11 protein-coding genes and 2 pseudogenes are annotated in these 15,304 nt (G+C 65.2%); 10 read left to right on the forward strand and 3 right to left on the reverse strand.

Translation table 11 applies throughout. The annotated features are described in order from the left end of the window. Positions 1–34 precede the first annotated feature (34 nt). Positions 35–814 carry a transcriptional repressor AgaR gene (gene agaR, locus B5X78_RS07285; RefSeq protein WP_079723758.1) on the forward strand — a complete coding sequence of 260 codons (780 nt, stop codon included), beginning with the start codon at positions 35–37 and terminating at the stop codon, positions 812–814. Here agaR and B5X78_RS07290 read toward each other — a convergent pair whose 3' ends face one another. Further along, on the reverse strand, positions 815–1,993 hold the full coding sequence (locus B5X78_RS07290; protein ID WP_229730853.1) for an amidohydrolase family protein: 1,179 nt from the start codon (positions 1,991–1,993) through the stop codon (positions 815–817). A 112-nt stretch (positions 1,994–2,105) separates the two neighbouring features. Here B5X78_RS07290 and B5X78_RS07295 point away from each other — a divergent pair, with 112 nt between their 5' ends. From B5X78_RS07295 to B5X78_RS07315, 5 genes are read left to right on the forward strand one after another with little or no spacing between them, the layout of a single operon-like run. Beyond that, positions 2,106–4,199 carry a glycoside hydrolase family 36 protein gene (locus tag B5X78_RS07295; RefSeq protein WP_079723760.1) on the forward strand — a complete coding sequence of 698 codons (2,094 nt, stop codon included), beginning with the start codon at positions 2,106–2,108 and terminating at the stop codon, positions 4,197–4,199. Then, positions 4,196–5,113 (forward strand): DMT family transporter, encoded by a 918-nt coding sequence (locus B5X78_RS07300; protein ID WP_079723761.1) that lies wholly within the window; start codon positions 4,196–4,198, stop codon positions 5,111–5,113. The genes B5X78_RS07295 and B5X78_RS07300 overlap by 4 nt, the downstream gene beginning before the upstream one ends. Before the next feature lie 23 nt (positions 5,114–5,136). Further along, on the forward strand, positions 5,137–6,423 hold the full coding sequence (locus tag B5X78_RS07305; protein WP_079723762.1) for a D-tagatose-bisphosphate aldolase, class II, non-catalytic subunit: 1,287 nt from the start codon (positions 5,137–5,139) through the stop codon (positions 6,421–6,423). Continuing rightward, positions 6,386–7,570 carry an SIS domain-containing protein gene (locus tag B5X78_RS07310; protein ID WP_244898547.1) on the forward strand — a complete coding sequence of 395 codons (1,185 nt, stop codon included), beginning with the start codon at positions 6,386–6,388 and terminating at the stop codon, positions 7,568–7,570. Before B5X78_RS07305 ends, B5X78_RS07310 begins: the two co-directional genes overlap by 38 nt. Further along, on the forward strand, positions 7,567–8,529 hold the full coding sequence (locus tag B5X78_RS07315) for an N-acetylglucosamine kinase (protein WP_079723764.1): 963 nt from the start codon (positions 7,567–7,569) through the stop codon (positions 8,527–8,529). The genes B5X78_RS07310 and B5X78_RS07315 overlap by 4 nt, the downstream gene beginning before the upstream one ends. Positions 8,530–8,539: 10 nt before the next feature. Here B5X78_RS07315 and mddA read toward each other — a convergent pair whose 3' ends face one another. Then, positions 8,540–9,304: a methanethiol S-methyltransferase gene (mddA, locus tag B5X78_RS07320; protein ID WP_079723765.1), complete on the reverse strand. Its 765-nt coding sequence runs from the start codon at positions 9,302–9,304 to the stop codon at positions 8,540–8,542. 184 nt (positions 9,305–9,488) lie between these two features. Between mddA and B5X78_RS07325 the strand changes: the two genes are divergently transcribed. The 4 genes and pseudogenes from B5X78_RS07325 to B5X78_RS18875 all read left to right on the forward strand — a co-directional run. Next, a complete protein-coding gene (locus tag B5X78_RS07325; protein WP_079723766.1) occupies positions 9,489–10,529 on the forward strand; it encodes an alpha/beta fold hydrolase in 1,041 nt (346 codons plus the stop codon). 61 nt (positions 10,530–10,590) lie between these two features. Next, entirely contained in the window at positions 10,591–10,839 is a 249-nt protein-coding gene (locus tag B5X78_RS18410; protein ID WP_188444689.1) for a hypothetical protein, read from the forward strand. A gap of 255 nt (positions 10,840–11,094) precedes the next feature. Further along, positions 11,095–11,619: pseudogene (locus B5X78_RS18870) on the forward strand (TonB-dependent receptor plug domain-containing protein); the annotation flags it as partial. A 672-nt stretch (positions 11,620–12,291) separates the two neighbouring features. Further along, positions 12,292–13,674 (forward strand): annotated as a pseudogene (locus B5X78_RS18875) (TonB-dependent receptor domain-containing protein); the annotation flags it as partial. A gap of 90 nt (positions 13,675–13,764) precedes the next feature. Here B5X78_RS18875 and B5X78_RS07335 read toward each other — a convergent pair. Next, on the reverse strand, positions 13,765–15,252 hold the full coding sequence (locus tag B5X78_RS07335; protein WP_079723767.1) for an alpha/beta hydrolase: 1,488 nt from the start codon (positions 15,250–15,252) through the stop codon (positions 13,765–13,767). Between the last annotated feature and the right edge of the window lie 52 nt (positions 15,253–15,304).

Below are 15,304 nucleotides of genomic sequence, written 5' to 3' on the forward strand. Positions count from 1 at the left end.
ATGACTTATCCTCCCGCCATCGCAGGGAGCTGATATGGCCGTAACCCGGGACACCAGCCACAGACGCCAGAAAATCAGTGAGTTGGTCCGCCAGAACGGCAGCGTCCAAGTCTCTGCCCTGGCCCAACGTTTCGGTGTCAGCATGCAGACGGTACGCAAGGATCTGCGCTACCTGGCCGAGCGTGGCGTCATGGCGCGCGCCTATGGCGGCGCGATCGACAGCAACGCGGTCGGTGGCCCTGCCGTCGAGCCCCCTTACGAGGCCAAGCGCACCGCCCACCTGGACGAAAAGCGCCGCATCGGCCAGCGCGCCGCCGCGCTGGTCAAGCCGGGCGACACCATCGCCATCGATTCGGGCACCACCGCCATCCAGTTGGCCGAAGCCCTGCCCAACATCGACGTCACCGTGGTGACCAACGACTTTGGCGTGCTCGCGGCGCTCACCCCCAAGAGCAACATCAACATCGTGATGCTGGGTGGCGAGCTGCGCCGCAAGAACATGGCCTTCTACGGCGGTCTGACCGTGGAAGCGCTGACCGCGCTGCACGTGGACCTGCTGTTCCTGGGCGTGGACGGGCTGGATCTGGAGCGCGGCATCACCACGCACTACGAGCCCGAAGCCCTGCTCAACCGCAAGATGGTCGAGGCGGCACGGATGGTCATCGCGATTACCGACAGTTCCAAGTTCGGAAAAATCTGCCTGCACCGGATCATCGCCATCAACGAGTTGAACGTGCTGATCACTGACCGGCAGGCCCCGGATGAGATCCGCCAGGCCAGTGAACAGCACGGTTTCGACTTGCTGCTGGCCTGATCAGTTCGCCGCAGCGGCCGGAGCCGCCCCGGCCTGCAGACCGAACTCGCGCATCGCGTTGCCGTAGTAGACCTTGTTGATCACTTCGCGCGGCAGGGCCAGGCCGGGCACGTCGGCCTTGATCATGTCCACCCGCTGGCTTTCATCGGTGGCCAGATAGCGCCAGTCCGAGGTCCAGACGTCATGTGCGGACTGCTTGAATTCCGCGGCATCGGCGCCCGGCGGCAGGGTCAGGTCGGTGCCGTACAGGATGCGATCCTGGTACTTGATGAAGAAGTTGCGCACCTTTTCGCGATCGCGCACCGACTGGTACTGCACCTGGCTCATGCGGGCGGCCAGGTCGATGTTGGCGTTGGGGTAGCGATCCAGGAAAGCGCCGATGCGATCGACGTCGTATTCCATGCTGCCCATGTGCGCGCCGACGAAATGCAGCTGCGGATGCGCGGCGACAAAGCGATCGCGTGCGGCGATCTGATCCTCGTAGCTGGGCTGGTCCGGATGCAGGTACATGTGGTACTCCGGATGGTTCTTGAAGTACTCGCGATCGTTGTCGGTGGACATCTGCTCCAGCGGCAGCCAGCAGTTGTGCGGCTCACCCTGGTGTCCGATCAGCGGCAGGCCCAGCGCCTGGATGCGATCGGCCACCGGCGACAGCTTGGGATGGTCGAGCATGATCAGCTTGCCGGCCGAGTCCTTTTCGATCATGCCGACGTTCTTCCAGATCTTGACCGCCTTGGCGCCCTCGGCCTTGGCCTGGGTCAGGCTGGCGTCGACCTTCTGCTCCCAACCCGGCTGCTCGAAGCCTTCCATGGTGAAGGTGGCGGCCCAATGGAAATGCTGCGGATCGCGCTTGGCCTGCGCCAGGGCGACGCCGTGCTGCAGGGCGATCGACGGAAAGTCCGGATAGTCGACATTGATTGACAGCACTTCGAAGTTGTCTGCCTGCGCCTGCTGCAGGAAGGCCTCGACGTCTTCATTCACGTGCACGTGCGAGTCGAACTTGCGGACTTTGGCGAAGTCCTCCAGCGTGTAGGTATCGCCCGTCGCCGTGGCTGCGGCGTCGGGCGTAGCCTTGTCCGCCACGGGCGCCGGCGCTTCGGCGGAACAGGCCACCAGGCCGACGGCCAGCAGCAGGCCAGCCCATTTCGGGGCAGCGGCCCCGACGATCATTCGGTTCATTGATCCCTCCCAGGTAACGTAACGAAACTTATATACAACAAATCGCAACAAAAGTGTTGCATCAATCGAACCCCTGCACCAGAATGGCCCGCAACCCTGCCTGGAGCTGCTCATGCCTGTCACTCTTGGACGTCGTAGCGTTTTGAAGCTGGTTTCCGGCAGCGTGGCATGGGCAGTCCTGCCCGGCGCGACCGCCGCTACGATCAATCCCGGCAACGCCGCACGCGTGGTCGCCCAGAGCGGCAGCCTGGCCATCGCCTTCGACCGCGACCTGCGCACCTGCCTGGCCTGGCAGGGTCAGGCCATCAATGACTACGCCGCCAGCGAAACCTTGTTGATCAAGGACGCCGCGGCCATCGAACGCTTTGCCTTTACCGGTGAAAAGGTCCTGGGCGCACGCGACCCGCGCCATGGCGCCGGCCGCCGGCACGTGGTGAGCGGGCGTTCCGAGCAGGGCGTCGAGAAGACCGTGACGGTGACGTTCTATGAGCGCTACCCGGGCATGGCGCTGCTGCAGACCACGTATACCAACCGTGGCGCCGAGGCCCTGGAAGTCGCAGGCTGGCGCAACGCCGCCCACGCCCTGGCCGATGCGCCAGAAGGTTTCTGGAGCTTTTCCGGCGCCACCCATACCGATCGTCGCGACTGGGTGCAGCCGATGACGGCGGGCTTTGCCCAGCGCAACACCCTGGGCATGGATTCTTCCGATTACGGCGGCGGCACGCCGGTGGCCAACATCTGGCGCCGTGATGTTGGCCTGGCCGTGGGCCACGTGGCGCCGATCCCGCGTTTGATTGATCTGCCGGTCAGCAAGACCGCCACCGGCGCCGATATCGCCGTCGAATCGAACCAGCCGGTCACGCTGGCGCCGGGCGCCTCGCTGACCAGCGAGCTGACGTTCCTGTGCGTGCACAAGGGCGACCACTTCGCCCCGCTCGTCCACTACAAGCGCTTCATGGAAGACCAGGGCATCCAGGGTCCGGAAGTGCCCGCCTCCACCTTCGATCCGATCTGGTGCGCGTGGGGTTACGAGCGCGACTTCACCATCGAGCAGGTGCTGGGCACGCTGCCCAAGGTGCGCGAAATGGGCTTTGAATGGGCCGTGCTGGACGACGGCTGGCAGACCAACGAAGGCGACTGGGCACTGGATCCGCGCAAGTTCCCCAACGGTGACGAAGACATGCGCGCCTTCGTGCGCGAAATCCGCGCGCAGGGCCTGCGCCCGCGCCTGTGGTTGGCGCCGCTGGCCTGCGACCCGGGCAGCGACATCCTGCACGATCGTCCCGACATGCTGTTGCTGGACGAGGAAGGTTCGGTACAGAAGGTCACCTGGTGGAATGCCTTCACCCAGTGCCCGGCCTACCAGCCGACGATTGATTTCTATGTCGCGCTGACCAAGAAGATCATCGGCGATTGGGGCTTTGAAGGGCTCAAGCTCGACGGCCAGCATCTCAATGCCGTCGCGCCCTGCTACAACCCGCTGCACAAGCACGCCAAGCCCACCGACTCGTTCGAGAAGATGGGCGATTTCTGGAACGCAATCTACAAGGCCGCACACGACGCCAATCCCAATGCGGTGGTGGAGCTGTGCCCCTGCGGTACCGCATTCGCGTTCCACAACCTGCCGGCCACGGATCAGTATCCGTCCTCGGATCCATTGTCGTCCTGGCAGATCCGCCACAAGGGCAAGTCGATCAAGGCCCTGATTGGCAAGCGCAGCAGTTATGCCGGTGACCACGTGGAATTGAGCGACGGGCGCGATGACTGGGCCACCAGCGTCGGCATCGGCGCGGTGATCTCCACCAAGTTCACCTGGCCCAAGGATCCCGAACACACCCAGCAGCCACTGCCGCCGGGCGGCTATGTGCTGACGCCGGACAAGGAAGTGATCTGGCGCAAGTGGGTCGACCTCTACAAGAAGCACATGCTGCCGCTGGGCGACTATCGCGGCGACCTGTACGACATCGGTTTCGACAAACCCGAGACGCATGCGATCAGCAAGGACGGGGCGATGTACTACACCTTCTATGCCGATGACTGGAATGGCGCGCTCACCCTGCGCGGCTTGGGCAAGGGCAGCTACCAGGTGCGCGATCTGTTCAACGAAGTGGATCTGGGCACGGTCGATGCACGCGCCAATACCGTGAACGCAAGCTTCAAACGCTTCCTGCTGCTGCAGGCCACTCCGGTCGGAGCCAAGGCATGAGTGCACAAGCTGCGGCTTCGCGCCGCCCGTGGTTGATCTATGCGCTGACCACCGTGGTGCTGTGGGGCGTGTGGGGCGCGCTGTCGGGCGTGGCCGCCAGGAACGGCTTTCCCGAGACGCTGGTGTACGTGGTCTGGGCGCTGACCATGATCCCGCCGGCACTGTTCGTGTTGGCACGCACCGGCTGGAAACTGGATCGCACGCCGCGCGCGATCATTTACGGCATGTTGATCGGCCTGCTCGGCGCCGGTGGCCAGATGCTGCTGTTCCATACGCTGACCGTGGGCCCGGCGTACTACATCTTCCCGATCATCTCGCTGTCGCCGGTGATCACCATCGCGCTGTCGTTCGCCCTGCTGCGCGAACGCACCGGCGCGCTGGGCGCGCTGGGCATCGTGCTGGCGCTGATCGCCCTGCCGCTGTTCGACCTGTCCTTCGGCCAGGGCGGCAGCGGTGGCCTGGGCTGGTTCGTGCAGGCGTTGTTGATCATGGCGGCCTGGGGCCTGCAGGCCTACTTCATGAAGATCGCCAATGACAGCGTCAGTGCCGAGAGCATCTTCTTCTACATGATGGTGGGCGCGCTGTTGCTGATTCCGGTGGCCTGGTGGATGACCGACTGGAGCCAGCCGATCACGTTGGGTTGGGAAGGTCCGGGCGTCACCGCCGCCATCCAGATTCTCAATGCGATTGGCGCGCTGACTCTGGTGTTCGCATTCCGCTACGGCAAGGCGATCGTGGTGGCGCCGTTGACCAATGCCGGCGCGCCGCTGGTGACCGCGGTGCTGTCGCTGGCCTTCGCCGGCGTGGTGCCCGGCCCGCTGAAGATCGTGGGCCTGGTGCTGGCGCTGATCGCCTCGTTGTTGCTGGTGCTGGAACCCGAGCGCGAAGCCGCGCCCGCCCCACGCACCCCCTGATAGAACATCCAAGGTTCCTCCCGATGCATGCACTGCTCGATCTGATCGCGCGACACCAGCAAGGCGAGGCCATCGGCATCGCCTCGATCTGTTCCGCCCATCCCATCGTGATTGAAGCGACGCTGCGCCACGCGCAGCGCAACCAGTTGGACACGGTGTTATTTGAAGCCACCTGCAACCAGGTCAACCAGGATGGCGGCTATACCGGGATGACGCCGGTGGACTTCGTCGCCTTCGTGCATGGCATCGCCCAGCGCGTGGGCTTTGATGAAAGCCGCATCGCCCTGGGCGGCGATCACCTCGGCCCCAATCCGTGGACCGCGCTGGACCCCGAAGCGGCGATGGCCAAGGCCGAAGTGATGGTGGCGGCCTATGTCGCCGCCGGCTTCCGCAAGATCCACCTGGACTGCTCGATGGCCTGCGCCGGTGATCCGGAGCCGTTACCGGAAGCGGCGATCGTCGAGCGCGCCGTGCGCCTGTGCCGCGTGGCCGAAGCCACCTACCGCGATGTCGGCGGTGAAGCTCCGGTCTACGTGATCGGCACCGAAGTGCCGGTGCCGGGCGGTGCGACCGAAGCCATCGAAGGCCTGGCCGTGACCACGCCGGAAGCGGCGCTAGCCACCATCCAGGCGCACCGTGAAGCCTTTGCCGCCGCCGGCCTGGGCGCTGCGTGGGAACGCGTGATCGCCTCGGTGGTACAGCCGGGCGTGGAGTTCGATCACCACAACGTGGTCGACTACCAGCCGGCCAAGGCGCTGGCATTGAGCCAGGCCATCGCCACCCAGCCCGGCATGGTGTTCGAAGCCCATTCCACCGATTACCAGACCCGCGATGCGCTGGCCCAGCTGGTCCGCGATCATTTCGCCATCCTCAAGGTCGGCCCCGGACTGACGTTCTCGCTGCGCGAGGCCCTGTGGGGCCTGGACGCCATCGAGCGCGAGTGGATTGCGCCGGGCTCGCAGGCCCGCCTGCGCGAGGTGGCGCTGACGCGCATGCGCGATCAGCCCAAATACTGGCAGCGCTACTACCACGCCCAAGGCGATGCGCTGCAGATCGACCTGCAGTACAGCCTGAGCGATCGCATCCGTTACTACTGGCCCGACCCGGTGATCGAGCAGGCCCGCGAGCAGCTGTTCGCCAATCTGCGCGCCAACCCGCCGCCGCTGCCGCTCATCAGCCAATACCTTCCCCACGCGTTGCATGCCCTGCGCAACGGATTCGCAGACGCCGATCCGTTGTCGCTGGTGATGGCGCATATCCAGACAGCACTCGATGACTACCACCATGCAAGCCACCCCCATGACCATTGAATACCTGGGCGTTCCGGAGGCGGAGCTGCAGGCCACGGGCGCGCTGCACACCGCCCGCGAAATCGAACAACAGCCGGCCATGCTGGCGCTCACCCATGATCTGGTGGCGCAGGCGCGTGCGCAGCTGGATGCCTTCATCCAGCCAATCGCCGACAACCCGCGCGCGCGCGTCATCCTGACCGGCGCCGGTACGTCGTCCTTCATCGGCCTGTGCCTGGCGCCGTTGTTGGATCGCCAGCTGGCCGCGCGCGTGGATGCGGTGGCCACCACCGACATCGTCAGCTCGCCTTATCTGTACCTGGATCCCGATGCCCCCCTGCTGCTGGTGTCGTTCGGCCGCTCGGGCAACAGCCCGGAAAGCCTGGCCGCGGTGGAACTGGCCGAGGCGCAGGTCAAGGACGTGCGCCACCTGGTGGTGACCTGCAATGCCGACGGCGCGCTCAACCGCGTGCAGGTCAAACAGGTGCAGACCTTGCTGCTGCCGGAACAGACTCACGACGCCAGCTTTGCGATGACCTCCAGCTACAGCTGCATGATGTACGCCACGCTGGCGGCATTGAGCCCGGCCGGCGCGCTGGACGAGCGCATCGGCGCCATCACCCGGGCGACGGCACGCGTGATCCAGGAACAGCTGCCGACCCTGCACGATCTGGCCCTGCGCGGCTGCGATCGCGTGGTCTACCTGGGCAGCGGCTTCCTGCAGGGACTGGCGCGCGAAGCGGCGCTCAAGCTGGGTGAACTGAGCAACGGCGGCGTGGCCACCCTGTTCGATTCGCCGCTGGGTTTCCGCCACGGCCCCAAGACCTTCGTCACCGACAAGACGCTGGTATTCGTGTTCGTCTCCAATGACCCGCTGACCCAACGTTACGATCACGATCTGATCGATGAGCTGCGTCGCGACCGTGTCGCCGCGCGCATCGTCGAAGTCAGCGCGCAGCCGCGCCAGGACGCCCTGCGCGACACCCTGGTCGTGCCTGACATGGCGCAGGCGACCGACGTGGATCTGCTGTGGTCCTACGTGGCGGTGGCGCAGGTATACGCCTTCCACGTGTCGCGCTCGATGGGCCTTTCTCCGGACAACCCGAACAAGGCCGGCACGGTCAATCGTGTCGTGCAGGGTGTTCGCCTGTACACGCAGAGCGCATGACCAGGGCCTACTACCTGGGCGTGGATGGCGGTGGCACCAAGACCCGCTTCGCCCTGATCGACGGCGCCGGCGATTTGCTGGCGCAGTCGCAGTTCGGCACCACCTACCATCCGGAAATCGGCCTGGACGGCGTGCGTGACGTGCTGACCCGCGGCATCGACGCGGTGCTGCAGGAAACCGGCATCAGCGCCGATGCGCTGGGTTTTGCCTTCTTCGGCCTGCCCGCGCATGGCGAGGACAGCCGTGCGACGGCGGCATTGGACCTGATTCCGGCCAGCGTGCTCGGTCACGACCGCTACACCTGCGACAACGACACCGTCTGTGGTTGGGCCGGTTCGCTGGCCTGCCAGGACGGCATCAACGTGGTCGCTGGCACCGGCTCGATCGGCTATGGCCAGCGCCAGGGTGTCGGCGCGCGCGCCGGCGGCTGGGGCGAGGCCTTCTCCGATGAAGGCTCGGCGCACTGGATCGCCATGCAGGGCTTGAACGTGTACTCGCGCATGAGCGATGGGCGCCTGCCCCAGGGCGCGTTGCACGGCATCTTCAATGCCGCGCTCAAGATTGAGCACGACCTGGACATCTGCGCCCTCATCTACGGCCCGCAGGCCTATACCCGCGGCGACGTGGCGCAGCTCTCGCCGCTGGTCGCGCAGGCCGCGCGCGAAGGCGACGTGGCCGCGCGCGACATCTTCGTGCGCGCCGGCCAGGAACTGGCGGCCATCATCGATGCCCTGCGCGTGAACCTGAAGTTCCAGGCCGGCGAGACCGTGCCGGTGTCCTACTCCGGCGGCGCCTTCAGTGCCGGTGACCTGCTGCTGGGCCCGTTCCATGAGGCCCTGCGCGCGGCGTACCCGCACTTCGACGTGCGGCAACCGCTGTACGACCCGCACTACGGCGCGGCGCTGTACGCCAGCAAGCTGGCCGCCCGCCGCGGCACGGACGCGCAAAGCGTCGCCTGAGCCGATGACCTCAACCGCGCGCGGTGCGCGCCGTTGAGGTCCAAGCGGATTTCCTGCGCAGGCGCGGCAACAGCATCGGCACCTGCTTGCGGTACTCCGCGTAGCCGGGCAACGCGGCCACCAGATCGCGCTCTTCCAGCCGAATGGCCACCAGGATGTAGGCGGTGGTCATCAGTGCGAACAGCAGATGCGTCAGCGTCATCGTCGGCGTACACCAGAACGCGAAGAACCAACCCACGTACAACGGATGGCGGACCAGGCGATATGGGCCCGGCGTGGCGAATCCCAGCGACTGATAGGGTCGCCCGCGGAACTGCAGCCAGACCTGGCGCAGGCCGAACAGATCAAAGTGGTTGATCAGGAACGTGGACACCAGCACCAGGCCCCAACCGAACGCGAAGCCGGCGTACAGCAGTGCGCGTGCGACGGGAGACTGCACGTCCCAGACGATGCCGCCGAGCGGTCGCCATTGCCAGAACAGCAGGATCAGCGCCAGGCTCGACAGCAAGGTGTAGGTACTGCGCTCGGCGCTTTCCGGGATCAGCCGCGTCCATGCCCGCTTGAAGGCTGGCCTGGCCATCACGCTGTGCTGCAGCGCGAATACCGTCAGCAGGCCCAGATCGATCAGCAGCGCCGCCACCAGCGAAGTCTCGCGTGCTGAATCCATCGCCTTGGGCACCCACAGGTTGCCGACAAAACCAACGGCGTAAAGAAAGGTGGCGAAGAAGACCAGGTAGCACGCCACGCCATACAACAGAATTCCAGTTCGTTTCATCGCAGGCTCCAGGGGCCCGCAGCCAACCAGGCCGCAGCGGCAAATCGGAAAGGTGCGCCAGCTTCCCCGCCCCGCCCCCGCCTTCACAGGGGAGCAATGTCCCGGCGCGCGCGTGGATCGGCGGCGAACCCGGGAGCTTTGTCCCGGCTAGACTGACGGCGGCGCTGCACGGAGCCCCACGTCGATGCCGCAATCCATCCGTTACCTGAGTACCCCGGACGGCGCCCGCCTGGCGTGGGCGTCCATGGGCTCCGGCCCGCCGCTGGTCAAGGCGGCCAACTGGCTCAGTCATCTGGAATACGATCTGGAAAGCCCGCTGTGGCGGCATTGGATCCAGTTCTTCGGCGAGCATTTCCGCTTCATCCGTTACGACGAACGCGGCTGCGGCATGACCGGCGGCGATCCGCGCGGCCTGAGCCTGCCGCATTGGCTGGCGGATCTGGAAGCGGTGGTGGAGGCCGCACGCCTGCAAGAGCCCTTCGTGCTGCTGGGCATCTCGCAAGGCGCGGCCGCGTGCCTGGCCTATGCCATCAAGCATCCCGAGCGCGTGTCGCGCCTGATCCTCTACGGCGGCTACGCCCGTGGCGCCTACCAGCGCGACGATCCCGAGTTCGCGCTCAAGTACCACGCCATCGCCGACATCGCGCGCACCGGCTGGGCCGAAGAGAACCCGGTGTTCCGGCAAGTGTTCACCTCGCGCTTCATGCCCGAGGCCAACGACATGCAAGTGCGCTGGTTCAATGAGCTGGCACGCATTACCACCACCGCCGAAGCCGCGGGCGCATTGCTGGATTCGCGGGCGATGGTCAACGTCACCGACCTGCTGCCGCAGGTCCATGTCCCCACCCTGGTCTTGCACGGCCGCGAGGACGCGGTGGTGCCGCTGGAGGAAGGTCGCCTGATCGCCGCCGGCATCGCCGACGCGCAGTTCGTCGAACTCGAGTCACGCAATCACGTGCTGCTCGAAGACGAACCGGCGTGGAAACGGTTCTGCGAGGAAGTGCTGGGCTTCACGGGACAAGCCCAGGACCGGGCGCTTGCGCCACTGACCGAACGCGAGCGCCAGATCATCACCGCCCTGGCCCGGGGTCAGAGCAATGCCGAAATCGCGGCCGCGTTGTTCATCAGTGACAAGACGGTGCGCAACAGCCTGACCCGCATCTTCGAGAAACTCGGCGTGCGCTCCAGGACGCAGGCGATGGCGTTGTGGCGCAAGGGTGAGTGACGCCGCTTCGATGCGATGCCCTTTCCAGAAGTCTGAAAGCGCTGTTTCGCTAGTCGCTTCGATGGCAGCGGTATCGCGCACATTTTTTGCGCAACCGATGCGCAAGATCACATCGCCGTCGAATAATCAGGATTACGAAATTCATCGTTGTGATGCAAGCAGCGTAAGCGCCACTTCATGCGAACTCGGCAATGCACCACACGCGCGCTCGCTGAATGACAAACACTTTTTCTCTACCAGCCAAGCGCTTAGCGCAGCGCAGGCAGCAGCGCTCTCCATTCTGAAAACGCACATCAGCGTGTGGTTGTAAGTGAGCTTACTTTGCGTGCACTGAAATCGTGCGCGCGCTTTCACGCACCGATTGCGTGCTTGTTATTTTTCTGTTGCCAGTAAATTTCGTTACTGCTAATGCTTGAAGAATCACAGTAGCTCACAGCGCTACTGCGATTCGACACATCACCCATAAAACCACTCTGACAGGGGATGCAGCATGAGCAAACGCGTTGGGGAACATTCGCGGATTTCGCACTCGACTCTGACTACTTCGGTTCGGTTGGCGCTGGCGATGCTCGCCGTGGGCGCCGCCCCGCAAGCATGGTCGCAGACCGCCCAGGCCGAAACGCAGGCCCAGGCCCAGGCACAAACGACGAACACGGGCACGAGCACCACCGGCAACCAGGCCACCACGCTGGATGTGGTGTCGGTACTGGGCAGCCGCACGACGCCGCGTACGGTGTCCACGTCCGCCGTACCCATCGACATCATCAGCGGCGATGAATTCCGCAACCAGGGTGCGACGGATGCGCTCGATCAATTGCGTGTGCTGGTGCCGTCATTCACCGTCAGCACGATTCCGATCGATGACGCGGCCAGCTTGATCCGTCCGGCCAACCTGCGCGGCCTGCCACCCGACAACACCCTGGTGCTGGTCAACGGCAAGCGCTTCCATCGTTCGGCGGTCATCACCTTCCTCGGTCACGGCTTGTCGGATGGCGCGCAGGGCCCGGATCTGTCGGTGTTCCCTTCGATGGCTTTGGAGCAGGTGGAAGTGCTGCGTGACGGCGCTGCCGCGCAATACGGTTCCGATGCCATCGCCGGCGTGATCAACTTCGGCCTGAAGAAGACCGCCGAGGGCGGTGCGTTCGAACTGTTCGCCGGCCAGTTCTACGAGGGCGATGGCTTCACCACCCAGTACTCGGCACAGGTCGGTCTGCCGCTGACTTCGCGCGGCTACGCCACCTTGACCGCCGAATGGCGCAAGGCCGATGACACCTCGCGCAGCGTGCAACGCGACGACGCCGCGGCGGACATTGCCGCCGGCTATCCGGGCGTGCGCGATCCGGTGCAGATCTGGGGTTCGCCGAAGGTCAACGACGACTTCAAGTTCGTCGCCAACCTGGGCATCTCCGGCGACAGCGCCGACTTCTATCTGTTCGGCAACTACGCCAAGCGCGAAGTCGATGGCGGCTTCTATTACCGCGACCCCGCCGGACGCTCCGGCGTGTACACCAACGATGGCGGCGAGACCCTGCTCATCGGTGACCTGACCGGCGCCGGTGGCTGCCCGACCATTGCCTTGCGCGATGGCGACGGCAACCTGATTCCCTACTCCACCGTGGCGGGTCAGGTCGCGGGCTTGCCGGCCAACTGCTTCACCTTCCTGTCGATGTTCACCGGCGGCTTCACTCCGCGCTTTGGTGGCAGCCTGGAAGATCTGTCGGTGGTCGGCGGCGTCAAGGGCACGTGGAGCGACGACTGGCATTGGGACGTCAGCGCCACCTATGGCCGCAATGACATCGACTTCCTGATCTACAACACCATCAACGCCTCGCTGGGTCCCAACCAACCGCCCGGTCTGCGCTTCCATCCCGGCGGCAACATGCAGACCGAGAAGGGCGTGAACTTCGACATCACCCATGACATCGCCACCAGTTTCACCGCCCAGCCGCTGCGTCTGGCCGCCGGTGCGGAATGGCGCGAGGAGAGCTTCGAAATCAAGGCCGGTGATGGTCCGTCCACGGCGATCGGTCCGCTGACCGATCAGGGCTTTGCGCTCGGCTCCAACGGCTTCAACGGCTTCAGCCCGCGCACCGCCGGCACCTTCGATCGCGCCAACTGGGCGGTCTATGCCGACCTGGAAGCGCAGTTCACCGAGCAGTTCCTGCTCGCCGCGGCGGTCCGCCACGAGGACTACGATGACTTCGGCGGCACCACCAAGGGCAAGCTGACCGGGCGCTTCGATGTCACCGACACGTTTGCCCTGCGTGGCGCGATCAGCACCGGCTTCCGCGCGCCCACTCCCGGACAGGCCAATGCCAGCCAAATCACCACGGCTTTCACCGCCGGCACCGGCCTGACCGACATCGCCACCTTGCCACCCACCAATCCCATCGCCCAGTTGAAGGGCGCCCAGCCGCTGACGCCGGAAGAATCGAAGAACTATTCGGTCGGCATGGTCTGGGACAGCGGCAACTGGCTGGTGACGATCGATGCCTACCGTATCGAAGTGGAGGATCGCATCGCGCTCAGCACCAACTTCGACCTGACCGAAGAAGAGCGCGACGCCCTGGTGGCGGCGGGCAATCCGGAGGCGGCGTCGATTTCCTCGGTGACCTACTTCGGCAACTCCTTCGACACCACCACCTCGGGTGTGGATTTCGTCGGCAGCTACGAGAGCGATCACTTCGGCGGCGACACCACCTACTCGCTGGCGATGAACTGGAACAAGACCGAAGTGGATCGCTACAACCCCGACTTCGTCAACGAGTCACGCGTGTACAAGCTGGAAGAATCGCTGCCCAAGACCAAGGGCTACCTCAGCGTCAACCACCAGCGCGAGGTCTTCCACGCCAACCTGCGCCTGGCTTACTACGGCTCCTGGTACGAGGATCACCTGGACAGCGGCGTGATCTCCGCGGCCGATGGCGGCCTGCCGATCTACAGCGGCAGCAAGTTCATCGTCGATGCGGAAGTGGGCTGGAAGCTGCCCTCGGGCATCTACTTCAACCTCGGCGCGCAGAATCTGTTCGACGAAGTGCCCGAAGACAATCCGTGGGGCGGCGTGGCCGGTGCGCAGTATCCGGTGCACTCCCCGTATGGCTTCAACGGCGGGTTCTACTACGCCCGCGTGGGCTGGACGTTCTAAGGTGAATGGCGAGACGGCCTTGCAATGTGGCAAGGCCGTCCGTTGCATCCCTTCTTCACGTATCGACCCACGGCGCCCATCGCGAGCGCGCTATCTGACAACGGCCGGTCGCTCGAAAGCGGGCGCCGGCAGGGTCACTTCTTCCGGCAGCCCCTCAGTGCTGCCCGTGCGCAGGAATCCGTAGACCGCCTCCTGCACCGCCGGCTCATTGCGCAGCAGATACATGGCGCCATCGTGACCACCGCGGTGGACGCGTATCAGGTGGCCCCGGCGGAAGTAGGGAAGCAACTCCAGGCTGTTGTCGATGGGCGTGGAGGTATCCCAGTCACCATGCACCAGGACCACCGGGATGGCGCTGGCCACCGGTGTGCGGAAATCATCGCCCATGTCGCGCGTGGGCCAATCGGGAGCCGAGGCGATATTGGCTTCGAAGTTCCATCTTCCCAGCATCGGCAGCGCCGGATCGTGGCGCAGCTGGCGCTCGCGTTCGGCGGTGACGCCCAGGCTGCTGTCGACCAGCGGGCCGATGAGGATGGAATCTCCGCCCTGGCGATCCTCGATCACTTCACGGGCCCAGCGCGCGTAGTCTCCGCGATACACGGCCAGCAGATGCGCAGGCCAGGCTTCCGGTTCCGCTGCATGCGCGAGCAAGGCCAGTTGCAGATCCTCCGCTCCCAGCACCACCGAGGTCTGGCTGCCGTCTTCGTTGCGGACCTGGGTGGTGATCGGGCCACGTGCGAATCGATTGTGCAGCGCCTGGATGACCGCCATCATTCCGCCTGCGGGGAGATCTTCCCGCAAGCCGGGATCACGGTCGGCGTCCTGCGCCATGCGTTGCAAGGCGGCATACACCGGCGTCGGCATGTCGTAGCCATTGTTCAACGGCTCCACGCCTGACAGCACCGCACGGGCCACGCGCGATGGATGCTTCTGCATCACCGCCAGACTCCATTGCGAGCCGAAGCTGCCGCCAAACAGACTGATGCGTTCGTAGCCCAGCGCCTGACGCAACGCATCGACGTCATCGGCGAAGGCGCCGATGTCGTAGCCGGACAGATCCTTGTCCGGATGGGCCGCGATGGCGGCGTGCGCGCGTCGTTTCATCTCGCGTGCGGACGCCGACACGGACGCCGGCTGGTCCAGCGCCTCGGCTTCGCGCCGCACCAGCAACTGCTCGCCACGCACGCTGTAGCCGCGCTGCTCGACCACCACCAGATCCGCCACGTTCGCCAGCGCCAGCCAGGTGCGCAAGCGGCCCATGTCGTTGCTGGCAAACGCGCCCAGCACACTGAGGCCGGGGCCGCCGGGCAGCCAGAAGATCGGCGGCGCCTCGCTCGCGTGGCGGGCGCGGATGCGGGCGAAGCCCACGCCAATCAGCCGGCTGCCAGGCTTGCTGCGATTCTCGGGGACATGCAACGTGCCGATTTCGTAAGCCACCGGGTTGCCCTGCTCGTCCCGCAGCGTGCCCTGTTCGATCACCACTTCGCCCGCTTGCGGCTGCGCCGATGACAGCGCAGGAAGCAACAGCAAGAGCATGCCTGCCGCTATCCCCAGTTGACCTGCGAACGGAATGCGCATCGTGGCTTTCCTTCTGGACCGGTGGCCTTCTGACTCGGTCGCGGGCGAAAAG

Source organism: Pseudoxanthomonas indica (genome assembly GCF_900167565.1).
In the GTDB taxonomy this organism is placed as follows: domain Bacteria; phylum Pseudomonadota; class Gammaproteobacteria; order Xanthomonadales; family Xanthomonadaceae; genus Pseudoxanthomonas_A; species Pseudoxanthomonas_A indica.

Coding starts and splice junctions, on each gene's coding strand:
- B5X78_RS07305 (WP_079723762.1), top strand. CDS start 5,137: ATGCATGCACTGCTCGATCTGATCGCGCGACACCAGCAAGGCGAGGCC.
- B5X78_RS07315 (WP_079723764.1), top strand. CDS start 7,567: ATGACCAGGGCCTACTACCTGGGCGTGGATGGCGGTGGCACCAAGACC.
- B5X78_RS07295 (WP_079723760.1), top strand. CDS start 2,106: ATGCCTGTCACTCTTGGACGTCGTAGCGTTTTGAAGCTGGTTTCCGGC.
- B5X78_RS07335 (WP_079723767.1), bottom strand. CDS start 15,252: ATGCGCATTCCGTTCGCAGGTCAACTGGGGATAGCGGCAGGCATGCTC.
- B5X78_RS07310 (WP_244898547.1), top strand. CDS start 6,386: ATGACTACCACCATGCAAGCCACCCCCATGACCATTGAATACCTGGGC.
- agaR (WP_079723758.1), top strand. CDS start 35: ATGGCCGTAACCCGGGACACCAGCCACAGACGCCAGAAAATCAGTGAG.
- B5X78_RS07325 (WP_079723766.1), top strand. CDS start 9,489: ATGCCGCAATCCATCCGTTACCTGAGTACCCCGGACGGCGCCCGCCTG.
- B5X78_RS07290 (WP_229730853.1), bottom strand. CDS start 1,993: ATGAACCGAATGATCGTCGGGGCCGCTGCCCCGAAATGGGCTGGCCTG.
- B5X78_RS18410 (WP_188444689.1), top strand. CDS start 10,591: ATGGCAGCGGTATCGCGCACATTTTTTGCGCAACCGATGCGCAAGATC.
- B5X78_RS07300 (WP_079723761.1), top strand. CDS start 4,196: ATGAGTGCACAAGCTGCGGCTTCGCGCCGCCCGTGGTTGATCTATGCG.
- mddA (WP_079723765.1), bottom strand. CDS start 9,304: ATGAAACGAACTGGAATTCTGTTGTATGGCGTGGCGTGCTACCTGGTC.